The following is a 23050-nucleotide window of genomic DNA, read 5'->3' as shown; positions in this document are numbered from 1 at the left end:
AGCGTCCATGAAGTTCCCCGCCTATTTCGACCAGGTGCCGCGGCTGCGCGTGCTCGATCCGCTGGCCGCCGCCCTGGGCTGTGCCGAAGGCGGTGTCCTCGAGTACGGCTACGACGACGTGGTGCGCCTGACCGGCCATTCCTGCCCGACCGTGGCGGCCAGCTACTGGCTGACCTGGCGGGCCCTGAACGAGCTTTACGGCGACGAATTTCCGCAGCGTGGCGGCATCCGGGTCGAGCTGAGGAACGATGCCCGGGTCGGCAGCACCGGCGTGGTGGCCAGCGTCGTGCAGATGCTGACCGGCGCGGCCGGCGGCAGCGGCTTCAAGGGCATTGCCGGGCGCTTCGCGCGGGTCGGCCTGCAGCGCTACTCGCCGGACCTGCCGCTGGCCATGCGTTTCACCCGGCTGGACAACGGCCAGGCGGTCGATGCCGAGGCCGACCTGGACATGCTGCCGCTGGCCGAGCCGCTGCAGGCGGTGCTGGCGCGCTGGGATGCCGGCCAGCTGACCGAGGACGACCTGCCCCGGCTCGGCCGGCTCTGGCATGAGCGGGTGTCGACCCTGCTGCTGGCCTGCGCCTACGACCCCGGCGTCTTCCGGCTGAGGCGTGCGGCCCCGCGGCGCTGGCCGCGCATTGCCAGTTGAGCCGGCGGGCCGGCCCCGGCGGCAGGGCAGAATAGCGGCCCATGCAAAACACCTTGTCCCCGCTGCTGGCGGCCCTGGCCGCCTACCTGATCGGCTCGCTGTCCTTCGCCGTCATCGTCAGCAAGTTCATGGGCCTGTCGGACCCGCGCTCCTACGGCTCGGGCAACCCCGGTGCCACCAATGTACTGCGCTCAGGCAACAAGGTCGCCGCCATCCTGACCCTGGTGTTCGACGCGCTCAAGGGCTATCTGCCGGTGCTGGCCACGGTGATCTGGGGCGAGCGCTTCGGCCTGGGCGAGGATGCACCGGCGCTGGTCGGCCTGGCGGCCTTCCTGGGCCATCTGTGGCCGGTGTTCTTTCGCTTCCAGGGCGGCAAGGGCGTGGCCACGGCGGCCGGCGTGCTGCTGGCGATCAATCCGCTGCTGGGCGCCGCAACGCTGCTGACCTGGGCCATCATCGCCTGGTTCTCGCGCTATTCCTCGCTGGCCGCCATCGTCTCGGCCGTGTTCGCGCCGTTCTACCAGATGCTGATCTGGGGCGCCTCGCCGACGGTGCTCGCCATCCTGGTGCTGAGCCTGCTGCTGGTCTGGCGCCATGCGGCCAATATCCAGAAGCTGCTCAACGGCACCGAGAGCAAGCTGGGCCAGAAGGCCACCGCCGCCGCGGCCGCACCGGCCTCAGGCACGAGCAAGAAACATCCGCATGGCCAGGGCTACGAGGCCCGGGGCCATTCGCATCACCATGCCAAGAAAGGCAAGAGCAAGCCATGAGCGAGATCCAACGATTCGACGTGGGCGCACGCCTGTCGGAAATGGCCGTGCACAACGGCGTGGCCTACCTGGCCGGCCAGGTGCCCGAGGACGCGACGGCCGACATCACCGGCCAGACGGCCCAGGTGCTCGCCGCCATCGACAAGCTGCTGGAGCGTGCCGGCAGCGACAAGAGCAGGATCCTGATGGCCCAGATCTTCATCACCGACCGGGCCGATTTCCCCGGCATGAACGCCGCCTGGGATGCCTGGGTGGCGGCCGGCAGCGCGCCGCCGCGCGCCACCGTGATCGCGCCGCTGGCGCGGCCGGAATGGAAGGTCGAGATCGTCGTGAAGGCGGCGCTCTGATCAGTCCTTCTTGGGCTTGGCGAGAACCGAAGGCGTGATGGCGATCGACAGCATGTCGCCGCCGTCCTTGCTGCCGTACTCGACCTTGTTGCCGAGCTCGATCAGGGCCTTCACGCCATCCTTGGTGACGAGGCGAGGCTTGGCCATGCTGACCAGGGGGTCGCCCTTCTTCAGGTCCAGCGAGAGCTTCACCTTGTTGTCGCCCAGGTCCTCGGCGATGACCTCGATGGCGAGCTGATCGGCCGATGGCTTGTCCGGCGCGCCGTTGAACATCACCAGCGCCGGCTTGCCCGGATGGACGCGCAGCGTGGGCTGGCTGCGCTGGGTTCTGGCGACGCCGCCCGGGCTGTCGGTGACCGCGATCTCCATGCGCAGCTCGATGCTGGCCGTTTCGGGCCTTGCATCCGCATGCAGGGCCTGGACCGTGCCGGTGCCGGCCACGGCCAGCAGGCCCAGCAGGGCCATTCCCAGCTTGCGGCGTGCGGCGGAACCGCTGTGTTGCTTGAGCATTTCTATCCTTTCGATCAGGGGATGGGTGGACTGCCAGCTGGCCCAGGGCAGGCCGGTGCTGGGGACGGGATTCGGAGCCTGGGCCAGCAGCAGGGCGCGGCCATAGGCGGCCTCGCGGCCGGGATGACGGGCCAGCACGGCGGCGTCGCAGGCCAGTTCCTGGTCGGCGCGCATGCGCCGCAGGGCCAGCCAGGCCAGCGGGTTGAACCAGTGGACCAGGCACAGCAGGGCGCCAAGCGCGTTCCAGTGGTTGTCGCGCCGCCGCTGGTGCACCTCTTCATGGGCGAGCACCAACTGCTGCTGCTCGGCATCGAAGCGCTGGCCGAAGTCAGCCGGCAGGGCCAGGCGCGGCTTCAGGAGGCCGACCAGGGCCGGGCTGCTGCCGGCCGGGCCCTGCCACTGGCGGCCTTGCAGGGTCAGGCCTTGCATGTAGCGGCGCTGCAGCACGACCAGGCGTGCCAGGCAGGCCAGGGCGCCGACCAGCCACAGCGCGGCCAGCAGGGCCGGCCACATCGGTTGAGACGGCGGCGGCAGCGCGGGCATCGCAACGCCCAGCAGCGGTTCCAGCCGGGTGACCACCTCGGCCCTCAGCGCCCGGGCCGGCGGACTGCTCGGCAGCCAGGCGGCCAGCATCAGCAGCGGCAACAGCAGCCAGGACGCATAGGCCAGGCTGGCGCCGAAGCGCTGCTGCAACGGCCGGCGCAGGGCCAGCAGCAGGGGCACGGCCAGTCCCAGCACCAGGGTCTGGCGGGCCAGCAGGGCCAGCCAGTTCATGGGGTCGCTCAGGGGGGGCATCATCATTTCTTCTTCTCCGCCTTGTCGTAGTCCTGCAGCAGCTGCCTGAGCGCCTCGACCTCGTCGGGCCTGAGCTTGCGCTGGCTGCCGAACTGGGCCACCAGCGGCGCCAGGCTGCCGCCGAACAGCCGGTCCAGCAGGCCGGTGGCCTGTTCGCCGGCCCAGTCCTCGCGACTCAGTCGGGGCGTGTAGAGGTAGCGCCGGCCGTCCTTGTCGGCCGCGACGGCGCCCTTGTTGAGCAGGCGGTTGAGCAGGGTCTTGATCGTGGCCAGCTGCCAGTCCTGGCGGCCCTGCAGGGCGCTGGCGATGTCTTCGGTGCTCAAGGGGGCGTCGGCGGCCCAGAGCACTTCCATGACCTGGGCCTCAGCCTCGGAGATCGTGGGCATGGCAATCGATTACGGTTGTAAACATGAGCGGATGTTTACGCACGTAATCGATGCTGTCAAGAGGGGCGACGCGGAAATGAAAAAAGGCCGCGCGAGGCGGCCTTTCTCTTTGCGGCTCAGCCGGATCCTGCAAGACAGGATCCGGCCTGATGCTGCCTGACAAAGCCGCGCAGGCGGCTTTGCAAGTGCAGCCTCAGTCCTCGTTACGGAACACCAGCTTGACTTCGGCGGTCTGCTTTTCGCCGGTGCCTTCGTACTTCCATTCCTTCAGCGCGGCGATCACGGCCTTGTCGAACACCCGCTTGGGTTCGGCCTCGAGGATCTTGACGTCGGTGACCGTGCCATCGGCGCCTATGGTCAGTTCGGCCTTGACGCTGCCGTTGGCGATGCCCTTCTGGGCGGCCTCGCGCGGGAACTCCGGCGGCACCTTCTTGATGACCTTGGGAGCGGCGATGGCACCGACGGCCAGCAGGGCGCCTATCAGGGCGACGGCGCAGCGCTTGGCCAGGTGGGTGCGCCAGGGCTGGTTGACGACGGCTTGCATGGACGGATCTCCTTGTGATTCGAAGCGGTTGTATCGGGTAGAGATTTCAACGACAGGCGCCATCATGAGGCCTTTTTTGCCCCTCAGGCGGTACGGAAGAAGCCAACCGCCTCCAGCAGTCGTGAAGAACTGCTGGTCAGGGCCTCGGTCGAGCGATTCAGCTCGCTGACCAGGCTGGCATTTTGCTGGGTGCTCTTGTCCAGCTCGTTCATGGCCTGGTTGACCACGCCCACGCCCGAGGCCTGCTCCTGGGCCGAGTGCGAGATCTCCTCGATCAGCTGCCCCATGTGATTGACCTCGTCGACCACGCTGGTGATGGTCTTGCCGGCGTTGTTGACCAGGCCGGTGCCGCTGTCCACCTTCTCGGTGCTTTCCTGGATCAGCTGCTTGATTTCCTTGGCCGCAGCGGCGGCCCGCGAGGCCAGGGCGCGCACCTCGGTGGCGACCACGGCGAAGCCCTTGCCATGCTCGCCGGCACGGGCGGCTTCCACGGCGGCGTTCAGGGCCAGGATATTGGTCTGGAAGGCGATGCCGTCGATCACGCCGATGATGTCGCCGATCTTCTTGGAGCTGGCACTGATGTCCTCCATGGTGGACACCACCTCGGACACCACGCGGCCACCGGTCGAGGCCGACTGACGGGCCGTGCTGGCGATGGCCGCCGCCTTGCGAGTCAGCTCGCTGGCACCGCTGAGGTTGGCGGCGATCTGCTCGACCGAGGCGGCGGTGTTCTGCAGGCTGGCGGCCGAGCGGGCCGTGCGGTCCGACAGGTCGTTGTTGCTGTTGGCGATCACGCTGGAGCTGTCGGCCACCTCGCTGGCGGCCGAGCCCACGCTGCGCACCACGCCGACCAGTGCGTCCTGCATCTCGCGCATGGCCTGCAGCATCTGCGCCAGTTCGTCGCGGCCTTCGCTGGTGATCTCGCGCGTCAGGTCGCCCTGGGCGATGGCCTCGGCCGCACGTTGGGCGGCGCGCGCCGGCACCACGATGGAACGCGAGATCGTGAGGCCGCCGAGCACGCCAAACAGCGCCGCCGCGATCACCAGGACCACGGTCACGACCACCGCATTCTTGGCCAGGTCACCGCCGGCCACGGCCAGGTCGTGAGCACTTTCGTATTGCAGGTCGACCAGGGCCTTGAGCGCTTCCTGGTAGGCCTGCTGGGCCGGTCTGACGCCGGTGATCAGCGCCTCGCGGGCTTCGTCCGGGCTGGCGTCCTGCTGCACCTTGCGGAACTTGGCGATGGCTTCCAGGAACTGGTCCTGCGTGCTCTTGGCCTTGGAGATCAGCTCGGACTCCTTGCCTTCCTCGGCGCCGGCCTTGAGCTTGGCGAGCTGGTCGATGCTGGCCTGCTGGGCATCGTCCAGCGCCGCCTTCTGCTTCTTGATCTGGCGGGCTTCGTCCAGCAGCAGCAGGTCGCGCGAGGCGCGGGCGAAGACGTTGACGTTTTCGGACAGCGCATTGGCCGCATTGATCTTGACCAGGCTCTGGTTGGCCGTGCGGTCCAGGTCCTTGGCCAATCGGTTGGCGCTGTAGCCGCCGTAGATGCCGATGATGACCAGCAGCAGGATCAGGAGGCCGTAGCTCCAGGCGAGCCGTTGGCCGATGCGAAGTTGCGTCAGCAGTCCCATAGCGCTTCCTAGTTGTCCGGCCCCGGGGGCCTGTTCGTTCGAAGTGCCGGGCCTTTGAGCCCGGTCGAAACCAACTCCCTACGACAGTCCTCGATGCAGCGAGGCCCGGCCCCAACGCTAGCACGGCTCGGCTCTTTGCAGAACCGGATATCTGCTCTGGCGCGAGCTCAGGACAGGCCCAGTGCGGCCGGGTCGCCACGACCCAGGCGGACGATCGCCGGCTCCTCGCCGCTGAGGTCTATCACCGTGGTGGGCTGCATCGCGCAGGCTCCCGATTTGATGACCAGCTGCAGCTGGTGGTCGTAGCGCTCGGCAATCTCGTCCGGGTCGTTCAGCGGCTCGCTCTCGCCGGGCGGAATCAGGGTGGTCGCCAGCAGCGGCTGTCCGAAGATCGTCAGCAATTCCTGGGTGACGCCATGGTCGGGCACGCGCAAGCCTATGGTGCGGCGCGAGGGATGGTGCAGCCGGCGCGGCACTTCCTTGGTGGCTTCGAGGATGAAGGTGAAGGGCCCGGGCGTGGCCGCCTTCAGCAATCGGTACTGCTTGTTGTCGACACGGGCGTAGTTGGCCAGCTCGCTGAGGTCGCGGCACAGCAGGGTCAGGTGATGCTTGTCGTCGACGCCGCGTATGCGCCGCAGGGCCTCGGTGGCCGCCTTGTCGTCCAGATGGCAGACCAGGGCATAGCTGGAATCGGTCGGGATGGCCGCTATGCCGCCCTTGTCGAGGATCTGTGCTGCCTGGCGCAGGAAGCGGGCCTGCGGGTTGTCGGGATGAACATCGAAAGTCTGGGCCATGGCGGCCGATTCTCACCCTGCAGAGCCGAGCTTCAATCGGCGATCGTGTCGGTGGAAACCGCGGCTTGTTGCTTCTCGCGGACATTGAGCCAGGCCGCGGCCGCGCCGCAAGCCGAGACCACGGCCATGCCCAGCCAGGCGAAGCCGTCGGGCGCATGGTCGAAGGCGAACCAGCCTATGGCGGCGGCAAAGGCGATCTGCGCATAGCTGAAGGGCATCAGCGTGGCCGTGGGAGCCAGGCCGAGCGACAGGATCAGCAGCAGATGGCCGGTCGTGCCCAGGAGGCCTACGATCAGCAACAGCCCCCATTGCCAGGCCGGCGCGGCCAGCAGCTGCGGCCAGACCGACCAGGGCCCCAGCAAGAGCAGGGCGCTCAGCAGCAGCGAGCCAGTCAGCCCGGTGTAGAAATGCGTGGTCAGCGGGTTCTCCAGCGAGGACAGCTTGCTGGTCAGCACCTGGAAGCTGGCATAGCAGAGCGCGCCGGCCAGCGGAAACAGCACGGCCCATCCGAACAGGCCGCTGCCCGGCCGCATCACGATCAGGGCGCCGGCAAAGCCGCCTATCACCAGGGTCCAGCGCAGCGGCGACACCTGCTCGTGCAGCAACATGGCCGCCAGCAGGGTCACGACCACCGGGGTCAGCATATTGATCGAGGTGAACTCGGCCACCGGCATGTACTGCACGCCGAAGAAGCTCATCGCGCTGGTGGCCAGCAGCAGCAGGCCGCGCAGCAGCTGGAAGCGCGGATGTGCGCTGCGGAAGCTGCCCGCCAGGCCCAGCCACACGGCCATGCCCACCGCCTGCACGCTGTAGCGGGCCCACATGATCAGGAGCACCGGCAGGGCCAGGGTGGAGCCCAGGTGGCGGGTCAGGCTGTCCATGCTGGCGAAGCAGGCCGCCATCAGGAACACGAGGGCAATGCCCAGGGCGGGCCGCTGGGCAGGAGCGGCCATCAGCTCGGCAGGTGGATGCGGTCCTGCAGCGCCAGCCAGACCGGCTCCAGCTTGCCGGGCAGGCCGGGCAGGGAGCCCAGCTCGGTGTGGCTCTCGTCGGGGCTGTGGAAGTCCGAGCCGCGCGAGGCGAGCAGGCCGAACTCCTGGGCCATGTCGCCGTACTTGACCGCCTCGGCCGCCGTGTGGCTGCCGGTCACCACCTCGACGCCGCGGCCGCCGTGGCCGATGAACTCGGTGAACAGCGCGTATTCCTCGGTGGGCGTGAAGCCGTAGCGGGCCGGATGGGCGATCACCGTCAGGCCGCCGGCCTCGTGGACCCAGCGCAGCGCGTCGCGCAGCGAAGCCCATTTGTGCGGCACGAAGCCGGGCTTGCCCTCCGTCAGGAAGCGGCGGAACACCTCGGGCACGTCGCTGCAATGGCCGGCATCGACCAGCCAGCGGGCGAAATGGGTGCGCGAGATCAGCTCGGGATTGCCTACGTAGCGCAGCGCGCCCTCGAAGGCGCCCTTGATGCCGACCTGGGCCAGGCCCTCGGCCATCTCGCGGGCGCGCGGCTCGCGGCCACCGCGGGTGGCGCGCAGGCCGGCCACCAACTCGGCATTGTTGTGGTCGAAGCCCAGGCCCACGATGTGGACCACCTTGCCGGCGAAGCTGACCGAGATCTCGGTGCCGGTCAGGTAAGGTAGGCCCAGGGCCAGGGCGGCGTCCATGGCCCGCTGCTGGCCGCCGACCTCGTCATGGTCGGTCAGCGCCCACAGCTCGACGCCCTGCGACTTGGCGCGGGCCGCGAGTGCCTCGGGCTCCAGCGTGCCATCGGAGACCTTGGAATGGCAATGCAGGTCGGCATTGCTGAGGGCGTGGAGTGTGGGGGCGCTGTTCACCCGCGCATTATCGCGGCCACCGCCGCCCCGGCCGGCTCAGGGCTTCTGCGGTTTCAGCGAGCGCAGGTAGGCGATCAGGGCCTTCATGTCGGCGTCGCTGATCTTGCTGTAGAAGCCGAAGCCCATCGGCGGCTTCAGGGCCTGGCCGTCCGGCCGCACGCCGGTGCGTATGGCCTGGGCGATCTGAGCATCGCTCCAGCTCTTGAGGCCGGCCGCGTCGGGCGTCAGATTGCGCGAGACGCTGACGCCCCAGGGCCCCTTGAAGGGCTGGCCGCCGGCGCCGAGTCGGCTCTCGATCAGTTCGCCCTTGTCGTCGCGCGGCGTGTGGCACTCCATGCAGTGCGCGATGTTGGCCAGGTATTCGCCGTAGCGCCGCAGGTCCTTGGCCGGCGGCGCCTTGACCTTGCCTACCGGCGGCCCGTAGCTGGCCGGCAGCGGGATCCGGTAGACCGACTTGGGCACGGCATTGGCCACGGCCGGCTGCGCCCGCAGGTAGGCCACCAGGGCGGCGACATCGTCGTCGGACAGATGGCGGTAGTACTCGATGGGCATGGGCCAGCCGATCAGGCTGCCGTCGGGCCGCACGCCCTCGCGGATCGCCTTGACCAACTGGGCTTCGGTCCAGCGGCCTATGCCGGTCTCGGCATCGGGCGTGATGTTGGCAGCGTAAGAGGTGAACGGCGGCGCGTCGAACTTGAAGCCGCCCGAGAGGCCGCGCTCGAACAGCGGCTCGCCCTGGGGCCCTCGCTGGACATGGCAGTTGCCGCAGGCCACCACCGAGTCCATCAGGTATTTGCCGCGGGCCAGTCGGTCCGCCGTGACATCGGACCAGGCCGCCAGCGGCACGGCCGCGACCAGTCCGCCAAGTACCAAGCGCCAGAGTCTGCTCATACAACCTCGCAGGGGTCAGGGCCAAGGGGGCGAGCCAGCCTAGTCCTGTCCAGGCCGCGAGGGAAGGCGGTCGGCCTCATGGATTGCCCTGAGCCGTCCTCTCAAAGACTGAAGGTCGGCAGGCCGGCGCCGGGTCCTGGGCGCCGGTGAAGGCAGCAATCGCCTGCGGACTGCAAGAGCGGCAATCAGGCGGCGGCGGGCAGCAGGCTGGGCAGCTCGGGCGTGCGCCGTTCGAGGAAGAAGCGGCTGGGCCCACTGCGGCTCTTGACGACGCGCTTGGGTTCGATCAAGGCGGCCGACAGCGCCTGGGCGCTTTCGAAGCCGCTGCTGGAGCGCACCGCCACCACGCCGGCGCTCAGCGTCGGCAAGGGGTGGAACGAGGGCTGGTTCTGGCGGTTCAAGGTGGTGTAGCCGCCGCGCTGCAGGTGCTCGTCGCTGAAGAAGCGGCGCACGCCGGCATCGAAGCCCTGGCAGACTTGGTGCAGGCGCTGTTCCCAATCGGCCGAGCCCAACACCATCAGGAAGTCGTCACCGCCTATGTGGCCGACGAAGTCCTGCTCGGCATCGGCCACCTGGCTCAGCAGCGCGGCGGTGAACTTGATCACCTCGTCGCCGGAGCGGTAGCCGTAGCTGTCGTTGAAGGGCTTGAAGTTGTCGATGTCCCAGAGCGCCACGACGAAGGGCTGGCCCTCGGCCAGGCGGCCGTCGAGGTGATGGTCGATGGGCACATTGCCCGGCAGCAGGGTCAGCGGGTTGGCATAGCGGGCCGAATGCACCTGCAGGTCGGACACGGCCTTGAGCAGGTCCGAGGTGCGGCCGCTGCCGAAATACTGGCCGCCCTTGGTGACGATGAAGCCGTCCACCATCAGCCGGTCGTCCAGGTTGGCGATGGTTTCGCTCATGGACCGCAGCGAGGTGCTGACGTCGAAAAGCAGCGGCTGAGGATCCATCAGCACGGTGCAGCTGTGGCGGCGGTGGATGTCCATGAAGTAGCGCTCGGCGCTGCGCTTGAGCACCTGCAGCGAGCGCAGGATGCCTATGGGCCGGTTGTCGGCGTCCAGCACCGGCAGCGCATAGAGCTGCTCGTCGCCGGTGAACATCTCCACCACCGACTGGCAGTCGATGCGGCCCGAGACCGTGTGGCCGCGCTGGGCCAATTGGGCGGCCTGGGTGATGGCGCCCGGCAGGCTGCCGAAGCTGCGCGGGTTGTTGCCGCCGCGCAGCAGCGTGGCCACCTCGGCCCGCAGCGTGGCGCGCGGGCTGCTGGCCGGCCGTGCCAGCAGATAGCCCTGGCAGACCGGCACGCCCAGCTCGCGCAGCACGCCCAGGCCGCCGGTCTGCTCCAGGCCCTCGGCGATCACGGTGCAGCCGCTGGAGGCCGCCATCTCCAGGATGGAGCGCACGAACTGCTGCTTCAGCGGCTCCTGCGAAATGCCGTCGATGAAGTGCCGGTCGATCTTGACGAAGTCGGGCCGGATGTCCATCCAGCGCTTCAGGCTGGCAAAGCCCTCGCCCAGGTCGTCCAGCGCGACCACGAAGCCCAGCGCGCGCAGACCCTCCAGCGAGGCGCTGAGCCGCTCGGGCTCGAGGATGGGCCGGGTCTCGGTCAGCTCGATGACGATGCGCGAGGGCGGCATGTCCAGCTCGGCGAACTCATGGGCGATCTGCTCGACCCGGCCCTCGGCGGCCAGCAGGGTGTCGGCCGTGAGGTTGAGGAAGACCTGGCCCGGCAGCGCCAGCTCGCGGAAGCGCCGCAGTGCCTTGCGCACCACCAGGCGTTCCAGTTCGACCAGCCGACCCAGTCGAGCTGCCGCTTCGAACAGGACCAGCGGCGAATGCAAGGGCGAATCGGCGGGGCCTCGGGTCAGGGCCTCGTAGCCGAGGATGCCGGCACGGTTGACGTCGACCAGCGGCTGGAAGTGGACCTCGAAGCTCTGCTGGCTGATCAGGTTGGACAGCTGCAGGGCCAGCAGGTCGTGGCGCGGCGTGAGGGGAGTGACAAGTTCGGGCATCGGATGAAGGCGCTCGCAGCGCGGTTGCGGGCGCATTCTTTCGAGGCCATGTGGCAGTTCCTTGACAGGCCGCCCGCGCGGCGGATGCCCGGTGCGAAAGGCAGGGTCGGCGTGCGGAAATGCTCAGACGAGCCGCTAGTCGAAGCTGTGCTCGTAGCTCAGCAGCCAGCGGCGCGGCGGCAGCGTGGCCACCATGGGCCGCGGGGTGATGCCGTCGGCCTCGAAGCGCAGGTAGCCGAGATAGCCCAGGTCGCCCAGGTTGGGGTGGGCATTGCCCAGATTGCTGATACCGAGCTTGACCTGACTCGTGCTCCACTGCAGGCCCAACTGCAGGTTGGCGATCCGGTAGGCCGGCCGGCGCAGCGGCGTGCTGGTGGAGTTGTAGGAGATGCTGTCGCCGACGGCGCTCAGGTCCAGGGCCAGGCTGGCGGCCAGGCCGGCATGCACGGAATGGCTGTAGTGCAGGCCGGCGGTGGCATTCCAGCGCGGAACCTGGGGAATCCGGTTGCCCACCGCCAGGCGTGCCGAGCCCTGCTCGGTGATCCGCGCATCGCTCCAGCCCAGCCCCAGTCGCAACTGCAGGCCGCTCGTGGCCCGGCCGCTCAGTTCGATCTCGCCGCCATTGATGCGGCCACTGCCGGCGTTGCCCAGCAGGTAGAAGCCGCAGGCCGGGATCAGGGCCGGCTGCTGGATGTCGCGCCAGTCGATGCGGTAGAGAGCGCCGGTCAGCAGCAGGCCCGGGTCGGTCCAGCCGCGCTTGGCGCCCAGTTCGTAGCTCCAGACCGAATCCGGCGCCACGCGGGCCAGGCGGCGCGCTTCGTCGGCGCTGACGCAGCCGCCCAGCAGCGGCGTCAGGTCGGCCTGGGCGCCGCCGGCCCGGAATCCCTTGCCGGCCGAGGCATAGAACAGCCGGTCCGGTGCGGCCTGCCAGGCCAGGGCCAGGCGCGGGTTGTGGCCGTTCGCCCGGCTCTCGGTCTGCGAGCGGAAGTCCAGGCCGTAGAGGGCCCCATTGAAATGCGTGCGGTCGTCCTGGCTCAGGCGGTAGAAGCGCTCGCCCAGGCTCAGGGTCAGGTCTTGTGCGAGGCGCAGGTCCAGCTCGCCGAACAGCGAGCTGTCGCTTTGGCGGTAGCGGTCGTCGAACAGCCAGAGCAGGGTCTGGCCGGTCTGGCCCAATACCTCGCGGCCGAACACCGGCGGCGTGTCGCGCAGCGTGCTGAGCCGTGAAAGGTAGACGCCCAGCGTGGCACTCCAGCGTCCGCCTTCGTTCAAGAGCAGCCGGGTCTCGTGGCTGGTCTGGCGGCTGTGGCGGCTGGCCTGCCAGGCAAAGCCCTGCGCCGGCGGCGTGCCCAGGCCGTAGCTCGTCAGGTATTGCAGCGTGCCCTCGCTGCTGTCCTCCAGGTCGTCGGCCTGGCGGCTAAACCGGCTGGTGCTGGACACCAGGCGCCAGCCTTCGCCGCGCCAGCGCAGCACCAGGGCGGCCAGGGTCCAGCGGTCCTGTGCCTCGGGCTGGATGTCGGCCAGCCGGTCCAGCAGGGGCTGAGGCTCGAAGGCCGGCAGCGGCGCATAGGCGGCCGGCTGACCGTGGTAGTGCTGACGCTGGTGCAGCAGGCGCAGGCTCAGCTCCAGGCCGTTGTCCAGGCGCAGCAGGCCGTGCAGCGAGGCACCGCCGCTGCGGCGGGCGCCCTGGTCGCCGACGAGCAGGCGCGGCGAGTTCGCATCGTCGACACGGCTGCGGAAGCTGCGCTGCAGCCAGCCGGCCTGGCCTTCGCCGAAGGCGGTCATCCGCAAGGCCGAACGACCGGTCTGCAGCGGCAGGTTGAGCATCGCTTGCGCGCTGCGGTCCCAGCCGCCCTGGCCCTGGCCTCCGCCGGCGCCAGCACTGGCGCGGGCCTCGCTGGTGTCGAGCATCGGCGAGCGGCTGATCAGTCGCACCGTACCGCCCAGCGAGCTCTCGCCGAACAGGCTGCCTTGCGGACCCTTGAGCACCTCGATGCCGGCCAGGTCCAGCACGCGGGCATCGACGGCACCGGGCAGCGGCACGTCGTCCAGGTAGTAGCCCGTGGTGCGGGCGCCGGATAGGCCGCGGATGGCGATGGTGCGCGAGTTGCCGAGCGCGGTGCCGGTCTCGCCGGCACTGCTGCCATTGCCGTACGCAAAGGACAGGCCCGGAATCCTGAGCGCATAGCCGTTGAAGTCGCGGATGCCGTAGTCGTCCAGGGTGCGGGCATCGAGCAGGCTCACGGCCAGCGGCACCTGCAGCTGGCTTTCTTCGCGTTTGCGGGCGGTGACCAGGACCGGCTCCAGCTGCGTCGGCTCGGTGGCCTGTGCATGCCAGGGCAGGCATCCGAACACACCCAGCCAGCAGATGGCGTGACGAAGAAGCGGCATGACGGCCTCCCAGAAGGCGAGCCCAGCATAGCGCCGCGGCGAGGGGCTGTCAGTTCGCTCGATAGGGCTCGTGCAGCCGCGCTGCCTCGCCGCTGCGCTGCAGCGTCGCGATGCCCTCGTCCAGCCAGCGCACCAGCCGGGCGCTTTGCCGAGAGGCCCGGCTGACCATGAAATACATGGAGACCTTGGGCAGCCAGGGCAGATGCACATAGGCCAGCTCGGCATCCAGCGTCAGCGCGCCGTGGCTGGCCTGGCGCGGAACCGCGATCATTTCCTCGTCCCAGATCATCAGCTTGCAGCGGCCGGCCCTGAGCATGGCCAGGGCGCCCCTGGCCGTGGCCGGTAGGCTGCGGGATTCGACCGTGGGCGTCATGCCGAGCAGCGAGTAGTTGACGCCCTGCACACGGCACTGATCCAGGCCGACCAGGTCTTCCGGCTTGTGAATTGGTGGTGGCGGTGCGGCGCGTCGATAGAGCGCGATCGGCGTGATGCGGTAATGAGAGCGCGGGTAGGTGAACAAGGCTTCACGGTCCTTGGCGCGGACCGCATCGAGCACCAGGTCGTAGTCGCCGCGTGCGGCATCGGCCAGGCAGCGCTTCCAGGGCAAGAGCGTGATCCGCAGCTCGCCGCCGCTGGGGGCCAGCAGGGCCTGCAGCAGGTCCACGTTGTAGCCCGCCACCGGCCGGCCCGGTCGGCTCTGGTCGCGAAAGGTGAAGGGGGCGAATTCGCCGGCGTCGCCGCAGACCTTCAGCAGCCTGGGCCAGGTGGCCGCCGCTTCGGCGGCGGCGGCCGGTCCTGACGCGAGGCCAAGGAGCAGCAGGGCGGCGAGCAGCTGGTGAAGCGGCATGGCCGCATCATGCCTGTTCCGCGGCCTCGACCACCATCTGCACCCTTTCCTGGCCGTTCCAGACATCCAGGCTGAGCCGGTAGGCCAGGCGCACCCGCTCGGGCAGGCCCTCGGTGCGGCCGAACCATATGGCGTCGCGCAAGACCTGGCCCTGGCGAAGCCGCAGCTTCAGGTGCTTCTCGCCGACGATGCGCTGGTTGAGCACCTCGACCTTGTCGCAGAACAGCGGCGCCTCGAAGGCCTGGCCCCAGACCTGGCCGTCCAGCTCGCGCACCGTCTGCGGCGTGAAGGCCTCGGGCGGCAGGGCGCCGTCGGTCTTGAGCGTGCGGGTCAGTGCGGCCTCGTCCAGCCATTCGCGGGCCACCTGCTGCAGCGCCTCGTCGAAGCCGGCAAAGGCCTCGGGGCCGGCCAGCGTGCAGCCGGCCGCCATCGCATGGCCGCCGAACTTCTTCAGCAGCGCCGGGTGGCGCTTGCTGACCAGGTCCAGCGCATCGCGCAGATGGAAGCCGGGGATGGAGCGGCCCGATCCCTTGAGCGATCCGTCGGCGCCCAGGGCGAACACGAAGGTCGGCCGATGGACCCGGTCCTTGAGCCGCGAGGCGACGATGCCGACCACGCCTTCGTGGAAGTCGGGCTCGTAAATGGCGAGGGCCGGCGGCGGCGTGCCTTTCAACGCCGGACCTTGCATCAGGGTCTCCAGCTTCTCCTCCGCCACCTCGCGCATGCCGGCCTCGATCTCGCGGCGCTCGCGGTTGATCGCGTCCAGCTGCCTGGCCAGGTCGGCGGCGCGCGCGTGATCCTCGGTCAGCAGGCATTCGATGCCCAGCGTCATGTCGGACAGCCGGCCGGCCGCATTGATGCGCGGACCCAGGGCGAAGCCGAGGTCGAAGGTGTTGGCGGCCGAAGCATCGCGGCCGGCGGCGGCGAACAGCGCGGCCACGCCGGGCTGCATGCGGCCGGCCCGCATGCGGCGCAGGCCCTGGGCCACGAGGCGGCGGTTGTTGGCATCAAGCCGCACCACGTCGGCCACGGTGCCGAGGGCGACCAGGTCCAGCAGGCCGTCCAGCTTCGGTTGAGTTGCCGCGTCGAACACGCCGCGCTTGCGCAGCTCACCGCGCAGCGCCAGCAGCAGGTAGAACACCACGCCGACGCCGGCCAGGTGCTTGCTGGCGAAGCCGCAGCCCGGCTGGTTGGGATTGACCAGGCCATCGGCGGCGGGCAGCACGATCTGCTCGCCGACCAGGGCCGGCAGATGGTGGTCGGTCACCAGCACCTTCATGCCCAGCTGCTGGGCATGCTGGACGCCGGCCAGGCTGGCGATGCCGTTGTCCACGGTCATCAGGAGATGCGGCCGCTTGGCCAGGGCCAGTTCGGCGATGGCCGGCGTCAGGCCGTAGCCGTGGATGGCGCGGTCGGGCACCACGTAGTCCAGCGTGCCGGGTCTTGCGCCGAGCAGGGCCAGGCCGCGCAAGGCGGTGGCGCAGGCGGTGGCGCCGTCGCAGTCGTAGTCGGCCACGATGCAGACGCGCTCGCCCGCCGAAAGCAGGTCGGCCAGCAGGGCGGCGGCTTCAAGCATGCCCTTCATGCCTTCGGGCGGCAGCAGGCGGGCCAGACCGTCGTCCAGCTCTTCGGCGCTGGTCACGCCGCGGGCGGCGAGCAGGCGGGCCAGCAGCGGCGAGACGCCGGCCTGCTCCAGGGTCCAGGCGGCGCGCGGCGGCACGTCGCGGGTGAGGAGTTGCGGGCTCATGATCGGGACAGCGAAGCGAGCAGGGCGGGCGCATCGACCCGTGGCGCCGACAGGGCGTTCCAGAGCCTCTGCCATGTGGACCGAGTCTGCGGGTGGAATTCGCGCGCCTCGCTCTCGCCGCAAAGCGTCAGCGCGACGGCTTCGCCGCGGCGGGCACGGTCCAGCAGCTCGGCGATAGGGCCGGCGTCGAGCGCCTTCCAGGCATCACACCAGCTCGGCCAGTCGCCGGCCAGCAGCGGCTGGACCAGGCGTTCGTCGATCTGCAGGCCGGCCGGCAGCGAGCCGCCCAAGGCGGCGCCGCAGCCGCTGATCCAGACCGTGTTGACCATCAGCTCGCCACGGGCCTCGCGCTGCTCGTTGAGCGGATGGCGGTGCAAGACCATCTGGCATTCGTTCTGCAGCGTGCGCAGGGCACGGGCCTCGGGCATCCAGGGGTCGACGCCGCGGTTGACGACGCGTTCCAGGCTGGCCGAGGCCAGGCCGGCCAGGCTGGCATGGGCCACGAACCAGCGGTCGGGCGCGCCCCAGGCATGACGCCAGCCTTCATCAGCCGGGAACAGCGCGACGGCCAGGTCGTCCAGCAGCTGGCGCGATTCGGCTTCCGACAGGTTCAGGGCGGCCGGCTCCAGGGCCGCGATCTGGTCGGCGCTGACTTGCAGGTGCATGGGGCTGAGCAAGGCCCAGCTGTGCTCACCGACATCGATGCCATCGGCGGCGGCGGCTCGTGCCGCCAGCGGCAGGCAGCCGTCGGGCAGGGCCGGCCAGCCCAGGGCTTGGGCCAGGGCTTTTTCGTGCGGGGTGTTGAGGCTTGCGGCCGAGCCTTCAAGGCCGGCCTGGCCTTGCAGCAGGCCCAGCAGGGCCGCCAGGCGCGGCAGCACCAGGGTCTGCAGTGCCGCCTCGGCGGCTTCACCCGCGGCGCTGGCATGGGGGATCATCAGGTGCATGGCCGGCATTATCCCGGGCGGATCGACATGACCCTGTCACACAAGCTCCCTAAGCTGGGGCGCATGAGCGCCCTTGCCAATCCGCCTCTGCTCAACCGCGAGCAGGCCATCCTTGAATTCAACCGCCGCGTGCTGGCCCAGGCCCAGCGCGCCGATGTGCCGCTGCTGGAGCGGCTGCGCTACATCTGCATCGTTTCCAGCAACCTGGACGAGTTCTTCGAGGTGCGCTTCGCCGACATGCTGGATGCCGCTCGCGCGCCCGAAGGCCTGGTCAGCAATCGCGACGTCGAGCGCGTGGCCCGCGAGGCCCATCTGCTGATCGACGAGCAGTACGGCATCTTCAACGAGCAGGTGATGCCGGCGCTGCGCGAGCAGCAGATCGTCATCCTGAACCACGCCGACCGCACCGAGGCCCAGCGCGAATGGGTGGCCCGCTTCTTCGAGCGCGAGGTGCGGCCGCTGCTGGTGCCGGTGGGGCTGGACCCGGCCCATCCGTTCCCGCAGGTGGCGAACAAGTCGCTGCACTTCATCGCCAGGCTGTCGGGCAAGGATGCCTTCGGCCGCGACACCCGCATCGCCATCGTCAAGGTGCCGCGGGTGCTGCCGCGGGTGATCAAGCTGCCGGCCGCGATCTCGGACGGCCGCCAGTCCTTCGTGCTGCTGACCAGCGTGATCCGCGCCCACCTGGAGGAGCTGTTTCCCGGCCGCACGGTGGAGTCGTTCTCGCAGTTTCGCGTCACTCGCGACTCGGACCTGGAGGTGGACGAGGAAGAGGTGGCCAATCTGCGCCATGCGCTGCGCTCGGGCCTGACCACGCGCCACTTCGGCCGTGCCGTGCGGCTGGAGGTGGTCAATACCTGCCCCGAGGAGCTGTCGCGCTTCCTGCTCGAGCAATTTGCCCTGCCGCCGGCGGCGTTGTACCGGGTCAATGGCCCGGTCAACCTGGTGCGGCTCAACGAGCTGATCGACCTGACCGATGCGCCCGAGCTGCGCTTTCTGCCGCATGAGCCGGTCTGGCCCGAGGGCCGGCTGCCGCGCGGCAAGTCCATCTTCCATCGACTCAAGAAGGGTGACGTGCTGCTGCACCATCCGTTCGAGAGCTTCGAGCCGGTGGTGCAGCTGCTGCGCGAGGCGGTCGAGGACCCCGACGTGCTGGCGATCAAGCAGACGGTCTACCGCACCGGTTCCAAGTCCGAGCTGATGGACCTGCTGATCGAGGCAGCGCGGCGCGGCAAGGAGGTGATGGTGGTGGTCGAGCTGAAGGCCCGCTTCGACGAGGAGGCCAACATCAACTGGGCCGAGCGGCTGGAGGCCGTGGGCTGTCAGGTGGTCTACGGCATCGTCGGCTACAAGACCCACGCCAAGCTGCTGCTGATCACGCGCCGCGAGCAGAGCAGCAAGCAGGGCGGCAAGACCCAGCTGCGCCGCTACGCCCATCTGTCCACCGGCAACTACAACCCCAAGACCGCGCGGCTCTACACCGACGTCGGCATGCTGACGGCCGACCCAGACCTCTGTGCCGACGCCGACATGGTGTTCCGCCAGCTGGCCTCGCTGGGCAAGTTCAAGGAGCCGCGGCGCCTGCTGGTGGCGCCGTTCAACATGCATTCGCGCATGGTCGAGCACCTGGCCCAGGTCGAGGAGGCCGCACGCAGCGGCCAGCCGGCGCGCGTGGTGGTCAAGATCAATGCGCTGACCGACGCCGAGCTGATTGCCGCGCTCTTGCGCACGGCCCAGGCCGGTGCCCGTATCGACCTGATAGTGCGCGGCGCCTGCATGCTGCCGCCGGGCCTGCCGGGTGTCAGCGACAACATCGTGGTGCGCTCGGTCGTCGGCCGCTTCCTGGAGCATTCGCGCATCAGCTACTTCAGGTGGGGCGATGGCGAGGAGGATGAGGCGCTCTATCTGTCGAGTGCCGACTGGATGAGCCGCAATATGTTCCGCCGCATCGAGGTGGCCTGGCCGGTGCTGGATGCCAAGCTGCGCCAGCGCGTGATCGACGAAGGCCTGGTGCCTTACCTGAGCGACAGTCTGGATGCCTGGCAACTGGGGCCGGACGGCCGCGCCAACCGCGTCAGCGGCGACGGCATCAGCGCCCAGCAGGCACTGATGCGGCGCTTCATTCCGCAGTAACGAGGTTCAGCGGGCCGCCGCGCTGCCAGGCCTGCAGCTCTTCGAGCAGCAGGTAGGCCGAGCGCGGATTGGCCTGGGTCCAGGCCGGCGTGGCCTTGACCCGCACCCGGCGTTCGTCGCGCTGCAGGCTCAGGCCCGCGCCGGCCTGCGCGCCGCGGCCGTGGCACTGCAGCACGGCCAGGCGCAGCGCCAGCAGCTGAGCGACGAAGCTTTCGTCTTCGAGCCGCTCGCCCAGCTTGCGCAGGCCACCGCGCTGGCCCAGGGCCAGGTCGCCCAGGCGCTGCAGCTGGTTCTGCGAGAAGCCGGCCGCATCCACATGCGACAGCAGGTAGGCGCTGTGGCGGTGATGGTCATGGTGGGAGACCATCATGCCGATCTCGTGCAGGTCGGCCGCCCAGGCCAGCTCGCGCCGCAGCTCGGGCGGCGACTTGGGCTGCAGCTGGCGCAGGAATCCCAGCGCCTGGTCGCGCACGCGGCGGGCCTGTTCGGTGTCGACCAGGAAGCGCCGCTGCAGCTCCTGCACCGACTGTTCGCGCAGGTCTTCGGCCATGCGGCCGGACGGCTGCAGGCGCTGGGCCAGCTCGAACACGACACCCTGTCGCAGCGCGCCCTTGGCCGGCTTCAGGGCCTCGATGCCGAACTGGGTCAGCAAGGTGTAGAGGATGCACAGGCCGCCGGCTACGACGGCGCGGCGGTCGTCCTTGAGTCCGGGCAGGGCCAGCTTGTCCATGTGGCCGGCCGCCAGGCATTGCTCCATGCACCAGCGCAGCGCTTCCGGCGTGACCGTGCCGTCGGTGATGCCGCTGCCGGCCAGCAGCTGGGCCACGGCGCCTACGGTGCCGGAGGAGCCCAGCGCCTCGGTCCAGGCCGGCTGGCTGTGCTGGCGGGAGAACTGCTTGAAGGCTTCCTCCAGCTCGGCACCGGCGGCGATCTGCGCCGCGCGGAAGGCCTCGGCCGTGAAGCGGCCCTCGGGGAAGAAGCGCATCGAAAGGCTGACACTGCCGATCTGGAAGGACTCGGCCTTGAGCGGCTGGCGGCCGCGGCCCAGGATCATCTCGGTCGAGCGGCCGCCTATGTCGATCACCAGCCGGGTATGTTCGGAGGGCTGCAGCCGGGCCACGCCGCCGAAGATCAGCCGGGCCTCCTCGCGGCCCGAGATCACCTCGACCGGATAGCCCAGGGCCTGCTCGGCCCGCACCAAAAAGGCATTGCGATTGCGGGCTTCGCGCAGCGTCTGCGTGGCCACGGCGCGCACGCGTTCGGGGGCAAAGCCGCTCAGCGCGGTCTTGAAGCGGGCCAGGCAGTCCAGGCCGCGCTGCATTGCTTCCTCGGTCAGCAACCCGTCGGCATCGAGGCCGCCACCCAAGCGCACGGTCTCCTTCAGGTATTGCTGGCGCTTGTACTGGCTGCCGGCCACCTGGGCGATCTCCAGCCGGAAGCTGTTGGAGCCCATGTCGATGGCGGCCAGGGGCAGGGGAAGGCTGGAGACGGCATTCATGGGCCGCGATTGTCGGGGCAATCGATGACGGTTCCGGGCCGCAGGGCTCCCTAGAATCCGCGCAGCTTTGCGCAGGAGTGCTTCGAATGCCAGCTTCCGAATCCAGCCGCCGCGACTTCATCCGGGCCAGCCTGGGCAGCGGCTTTGCCGCGGCCGTGCTGCCGGTGACGGCCCAGACGATCAAGACGTCTTCCGACGGCCTCACGGTCGGTGAAGTGAGCATTGCCGTGGGTGACAGCTTCAAGCTGCCGGCCTACCGGGCCGCGCCGGTCCAGGCCAAGGGCAAGCTGCCGGTGGTGCTGGTGGTGAGCGAGATCTTTGGCGTGCACGAGCACATCGCCGACGTGGCGCGGCGCTTCGCCCGCCTGGGCTATCTGGCCATTGCACCCGAGCTGTTCGTGCGGGCCGGCGATCCCAGCGAGTACGGCGAGATCGCCAAGCTGATCGCCGAGATCGTCGCCAAGACGCCGGATGCCCAGGTGATGGGCGACCTGGACGCCTGCCTGGCCTGGGCTGGGGCCAACGGCGGCGACCTGGAGCGCGTCGCCATCACCGGCTTCTGCTGGGGCGGGCGCATCAGTTGGCTGTATGCGGCCCACCAGGCCAGGCTGAAGGCGGCCGTGGCCTGGTATGGCCGGCTGGATGGCGAGCGCAACACGGTCTATCCCCGCCACCCGGTCGATCTGCCGCCCGAGCTGAAGGCGCCGGTGCTGGGCCTGTACGGCGGCAAGGATGAGGGCATTCCGCAGGTCCATGTCGAGCGCATGAGGGAGACCCTGAAGCAGGGCAGCGATGCGGCCCGGCGTAGCGAGGTCCAGGTCTACCCGGACGCGCCCCACGCCTTCCATGCCGACTACCGGCCCAGCTACCGCGAGGCCGACGCCCGCGATGGCTGGCAGCGATGCCTGGCCTGGTTCAAGGCCAAGGGCGTCTGAGGGCTTGCAAGGCTCTGAGACAATGGCTGCCCAGCGCACCGCCCGGTGCGCTTTGAATTTGCACCGCTCCCTCCTGCACCCATGACCCTGCTCTACATCGTGCTCGCAACCCTGATCGGCGGCCTCCTGTCCGTCGTGATCGCGGCCAGCCTGACGGTGAGCCTGCTGGGCAAGGTGGTGAAGCAGCTGGTCAGCCTGTCCACCGGTGTGCTGCTCGGCACCGCCCTGCTGCATGTGCTGCCCGAGGCCTTCGAACGGCCGGGCGCCAGCCCGCATGCGCTGTTCCTGACCCTGCTGGCCGGGTTGCTGTTCTTCTTCCTGCTGGAGAAGGCCGAGCTGTACCGCCACACCCATCACCACGAGGGCGACGGCCACCACCACCACCATCATTTCGATGCCGAGCAGGCCGGCCGGGGCGGGCTCTCGGTGCTGGTGGGCGACAGCATCCACAACTTCTGCGACGGCATCATCATCGCCGCCGCCTTCCTGGCCGACACCCACCTGGGCCTGGCCACCTCGCTGGCCATCATCGCCCACGAGATTCCGCAGGAGGTGGGCGACTACATCGTGCTGCTGAATGCCGGTTTCTCGCGGGGCAAGGCGCTGTTCTACAACGCCGTGTCAGGTCTTGCCGCGGTGGCCGGCGGCGTGCTGGGCTACTTCGTCGTCGGCCCCTGGGAGGCGATGTTCCCCTTCCTGCTGGTAGCGGCGAGCAGCAGCTTCATCTACGTGGCCGTGGCCGACCTGATTCCGCAGTTGCAGCGTCGCCTGCCCTGGCGCGACACGGCTGCGCAGCTGGCCTGGCTGGCCGCGGGGCTGGCCCTGGTCACCGTAGTCGTCCGAATCAGCAGCGGCCACTAGGCTCAGCGAACGATCAGCACCGGCGTCTTGCAGTGGGTCAGCACCTTCTGGGTTTCGCTGCCCAGCAGCAGGGCCTGGACCCCGCGCCGGCCATGCGAGGCCATCACCAGCAGGTCGACGTTCTGCAGCTGGGCATGTTCGATGATGGCCTCCCAGGGATGCAGGGCCTCGACCGTATGACCCTCGCAGGCCACGCCGGCCGTCTCGGCCGCCTGCAGCACGGCCTTGACCCTTGAGCTGGCGATGCGCTCCTGCGCATCGAAGAACTCCTGGGGCGGCGTGGGCTGCATCTCTGACACCGCGCTGTAGGGGAAGGGCTCCTTGACGCTGATCGTGTAGAGCTTGGCGCCGTGGACACGGGCCAGGGCGATGGCCGTGTCTATGGCCTTGCTGGTGATGTCGGAACCGTCGGTGGGGACCAGGATGCGCTTGAACATGGCGGACCTCCTTGTGCGTCGACTGTGACTATCTTCCAGTGCCGATCATCGGCTTGTCTTGCGACACGTCAAGTCGAGGCCTGACCGAGCCCATGGTGGA

21 protein-coding genes are annotated in these 23050 nt (G+C 69.3%); 6 read left to right on the top strand and 15 right to left on the bottom strand.

Features of this window, described 5'->3' with window-relative positions; genetic code table 11:
* The first annotated feature begins 7 nt into the window (after nt 1–7).
* The 3 genes from QT382_RS14350 to QT382_RS14340 are packed head-to-tail and all read left to right on the top strand — an operon-like array spanning nt 8 to nt 1763.
* Nucleotides 8–646: a hypothetical protein gene (locus QT382_RS14350; protein WP_289254786.1), complete on the top strand. Its 639-nt coding sequence runs from the start codon at nt 8–10 to the stop codon at nt 644–646.
* Between the two features lie 41 nt (nt 647–687).
* Nucleotides 688–1416, top strand: coding sequence for a glycerol-3-phosphate 1-O-acyltransferase PlsY (gene plsY / locus QT382_RS14345; protein ID WP_289254785.1), 729 nt, complete (start codon nt 688–690; stop codon nt 1414–1416).
* A complete protein-coding gene (locus tag QT382_RS14340; protein WP_289254784.1) occupies nt 1413–1763 on the top strand; it encodes a RidA family protein in 351 nt (116 codons plus the stop codon). The genes plsY and QT382_RS14340 overlap by 4 nt, the downstream gene beginning before the upstream one ends.
* Here QT382_RS14340 and QT382_RS14335 read toward each other — a convergent pair whose 3' ends face one another.
* From QT382_RS14335 to QT382_RS14275, 13 genes are all read right to left on the bottom strand, one after another.
* Complete coding sequence (locus QT382_RS14335; protein WP_289254783.1) at nt 1764–3074, bottom strand: M56 family metallopeptidase; 1311 nt, start codon at nt 3072–3074, stop codon at nt 1764–1766.
* The gene (locus QT382_RS14330; protein WP_289254782.1) at nt 3071–3454 is read right to left on the bottom strand and encodes a BlaI/MecI/CopY family transcriptional regulator; all 384 of its coding nucleotides are present in this window, start codon (nt 3452–3454) and stop codon (nt 3071–3073) included. Before QT382_RS14330 ends, QT382_RS14335 begins: the two co-directional genes overlap by 4 nt.
* Nucleotides 3455–3647: 193 nt before the next feature.
* A complete protein-coding gene (locus QT382_RS14325) occupies nt 3648–3998 on the bottom strand; it encodes an energy transducer TonB (protein ID WP_289254781.1) in 351 nt (116 codons plus the stop codon).
* Nucleotides 3999–4081: 83 nt separating this feature from the next.
* Complete coding sequence (locus tag QT382_RS14320) at nt 4082–5629, bottom strand: methyl-accepting chemotaxis protein (RefSeq protein ID WP_289254780.1); 1548 nt, start codon at nt 5627–5629, stop codon at nt 4082–4084.
* A 167-nt stretch (nt 5630–5796) separates the two neighbouring features.
* A complete protein-coding gene (locus QT382_RS14315; protein ID WP_289254779.1) occupies nt 5797–6423 on the bottom strand; it encodes an L-threonylcarbamoyladenylate synthase in 627 nt (208 codons plus the stop codon).
* 32 nt (nt 6424–6455) lie between these two features.
* Nucleotides 6456–7376 carry a DMT family transporter gene (locus QT382_RS14310; RefSeq protein WP_289254778.1) on the bottom strand — a complete coding sequence of 307 codons (921 nt, stop codon included), beginning with the start codon at nt 7374–7376 and terminating at the stop codon, nt 6456–6458.
* The gene (locus QT382_RS14305) at nt 7376–8257 is read right to left on the bottom strand and encodes a 3',5'-nucleoside bisphosphate phosphatase (RefSeq protein WP_289254777.1); all 882 of its coding nucleotides are present in this window, start codon (nt 8255–8257) and stop codon (nt 7376–7378) included. Before QT382_RS14305 ends, QT382_RS14310 begins: the two co-directional genes overlap by 1 nt.
* Before the next feature lie 36 nt (nt 8258–8293).
* Nucleotides 8294–9148 (bottom strand): cytochrome c, encoded by an 855-nt coding sequence (locus tag QT382_RS14300; RefSeq protein ID WP_289254776.1) that lies wholly within the window; start codon nt 9146–9148, stop codon nt 8294–8296.
* Between the two features lie 185 nt (nt 9149–9333).
* Nucleotides 9334–11160, bottom strand: a complete 1827-nt coding sequence (locus QT382_RS14295) for a bifunctional diguanylate cyclase/phosphodiesterase (protein WP_289254775.1) — start codon at nt 11158–11160, stop codon at nt 9334–9336.
* Nucleotides 11161–11295: 135 nt separating this feature from the next.
* Nucleotides 11296–13548, bottom strand: a complete 2253-nt coding sequence (locus tag QT382_RS14290) for a TonB-dependent receptor (protein ID WP_289254774.1) — start codon at nt 13546–13548, stop codon at nt 11296–11298.
* A 49-nt stretch (nt 13549–13597) separates the two neighbouring features.
* On the bottom strand, nt 13598–14395 hold the full coding sequence (locus QT382_RS14285; protein ID WP_289254773.1) for a substrate-binding periplasmic protein: 798 nt from the start codon (nt 14393–14395) through the stop codon (nt 13598–13600).
* Between the two features lie 7 nt (nt 14396–14402).
* Complete coding sequence (gene recJ, locus QT382_RS14280) at nt 14403–16142, bottom strand: single-stranded-DNA-specific exonuclease RecJ (RefSeq protein WP_289254772.1); 1740 nt, start codon at nt 16140–16142, stop codon at nt 14403–14405.
* Nucleotides 16139–17086 carry a hypothetical protein gene (locus tag QT382_RS14275; RefSeq protein ID WP_289254771.1) on the bottom strand — a complete coding sequence of 316 codons (948 nt, stop codon included), beginning with the start codon at nt 17084–17086 and terminating at the stop codon, nt 16139–16141. The genes recJ and QT382_RS14275 overlap by 4 nt, the downstream gene beginning before the upstream one ends.
* A 63-nt stretch (nt 17087–17149) precedes the next feature.
* On the opposite strand from QT382_RS14275, the gene ppk1 reads away from it, so the two are divergent.
* Nucleotides 17150–19219: a polyphosphate kinase 1 gene (gene ppk1 / locus QT382_RS14270; protein WP_289254770.1), complete on the top strand. Its 2070-nt coding sequence runs from the start codon at nt 17150–17152 to the stop codon at nt 19217–19219.
* On the opposite strand, the gene QT382_RS14265 is transcribed toward ppk1, so the two are convergent.
* The gene (locus tag QT382_RS14265) at nt 19206–20717 is read right to left on the bottom strand and encodes a Ppx/GppA phosphatase family protein (RefSeq protein ID WP_289254769.1); all 1512 of its coding nucleotides are present in this window, start codon (nt 20715–20717) and stop codon (nt 19206–19208) included. The two genes, ppk1 and QT382_RS14265, sit on opposite strands and share 14 nt — an antisense overlap.
* 86 nt (nt 20718–20803) lie before the next feature.
* Here QT382_RS14265 and QT382_RS14260 point away from each other — a divergent pair, with 86 nt between their 5' ends.
* A complete protein-coding gene (locus QT382_RS14260) occupies nt 20804–21652 on the top strand; it encodes a dienelactone hydrolase family protein (RefSeq protein WP_289254768.1) in 849 nt (282 codons plus the stop codon).
* An 81-nt stretch (nt 21653–21733) separates the two neighbouring features.
* Nucleotides 21734–22513, top strand: coding sequence for a ZIP family metal transporter (locus QT382_RS14255; RefSeq protein WP_289254767.1), 780 nt, complete (start codon nt 21734–21736; stop codon nt 22511–22513).
* 2 nt (nt 22514–22515) lie between these two features.
* Here QT382_RS14255 and QT382_RS14250 read toward each other — a convergent pair whose 3' ends face one another.
* A complete protein-coding gene (locus QT382_RS14250; RefSeq protein WP_289254766.1) occupies nt 22516–22950 on the bottom strand; it encodes a universal stress protein in 435 nt (144 codons plus the stop codon).
* Nucleotides 22951–23050: the final 100 nt, after the last annotated feature.

Source organism: Pelomonas sp. SE-A7 (assembly GCF_030345705.1).
Lineage (GTDB): Bacteria > Pseudomonadota > Gammaproteobacteria > Burkholderiales > Burkholderiaceae_C > JAUASW01.
The sequence above is the reverse complement of the archived record's forward strand: the minus strand, read 5'-3'. Positions and strand labels throughout refer to the sequence as shown.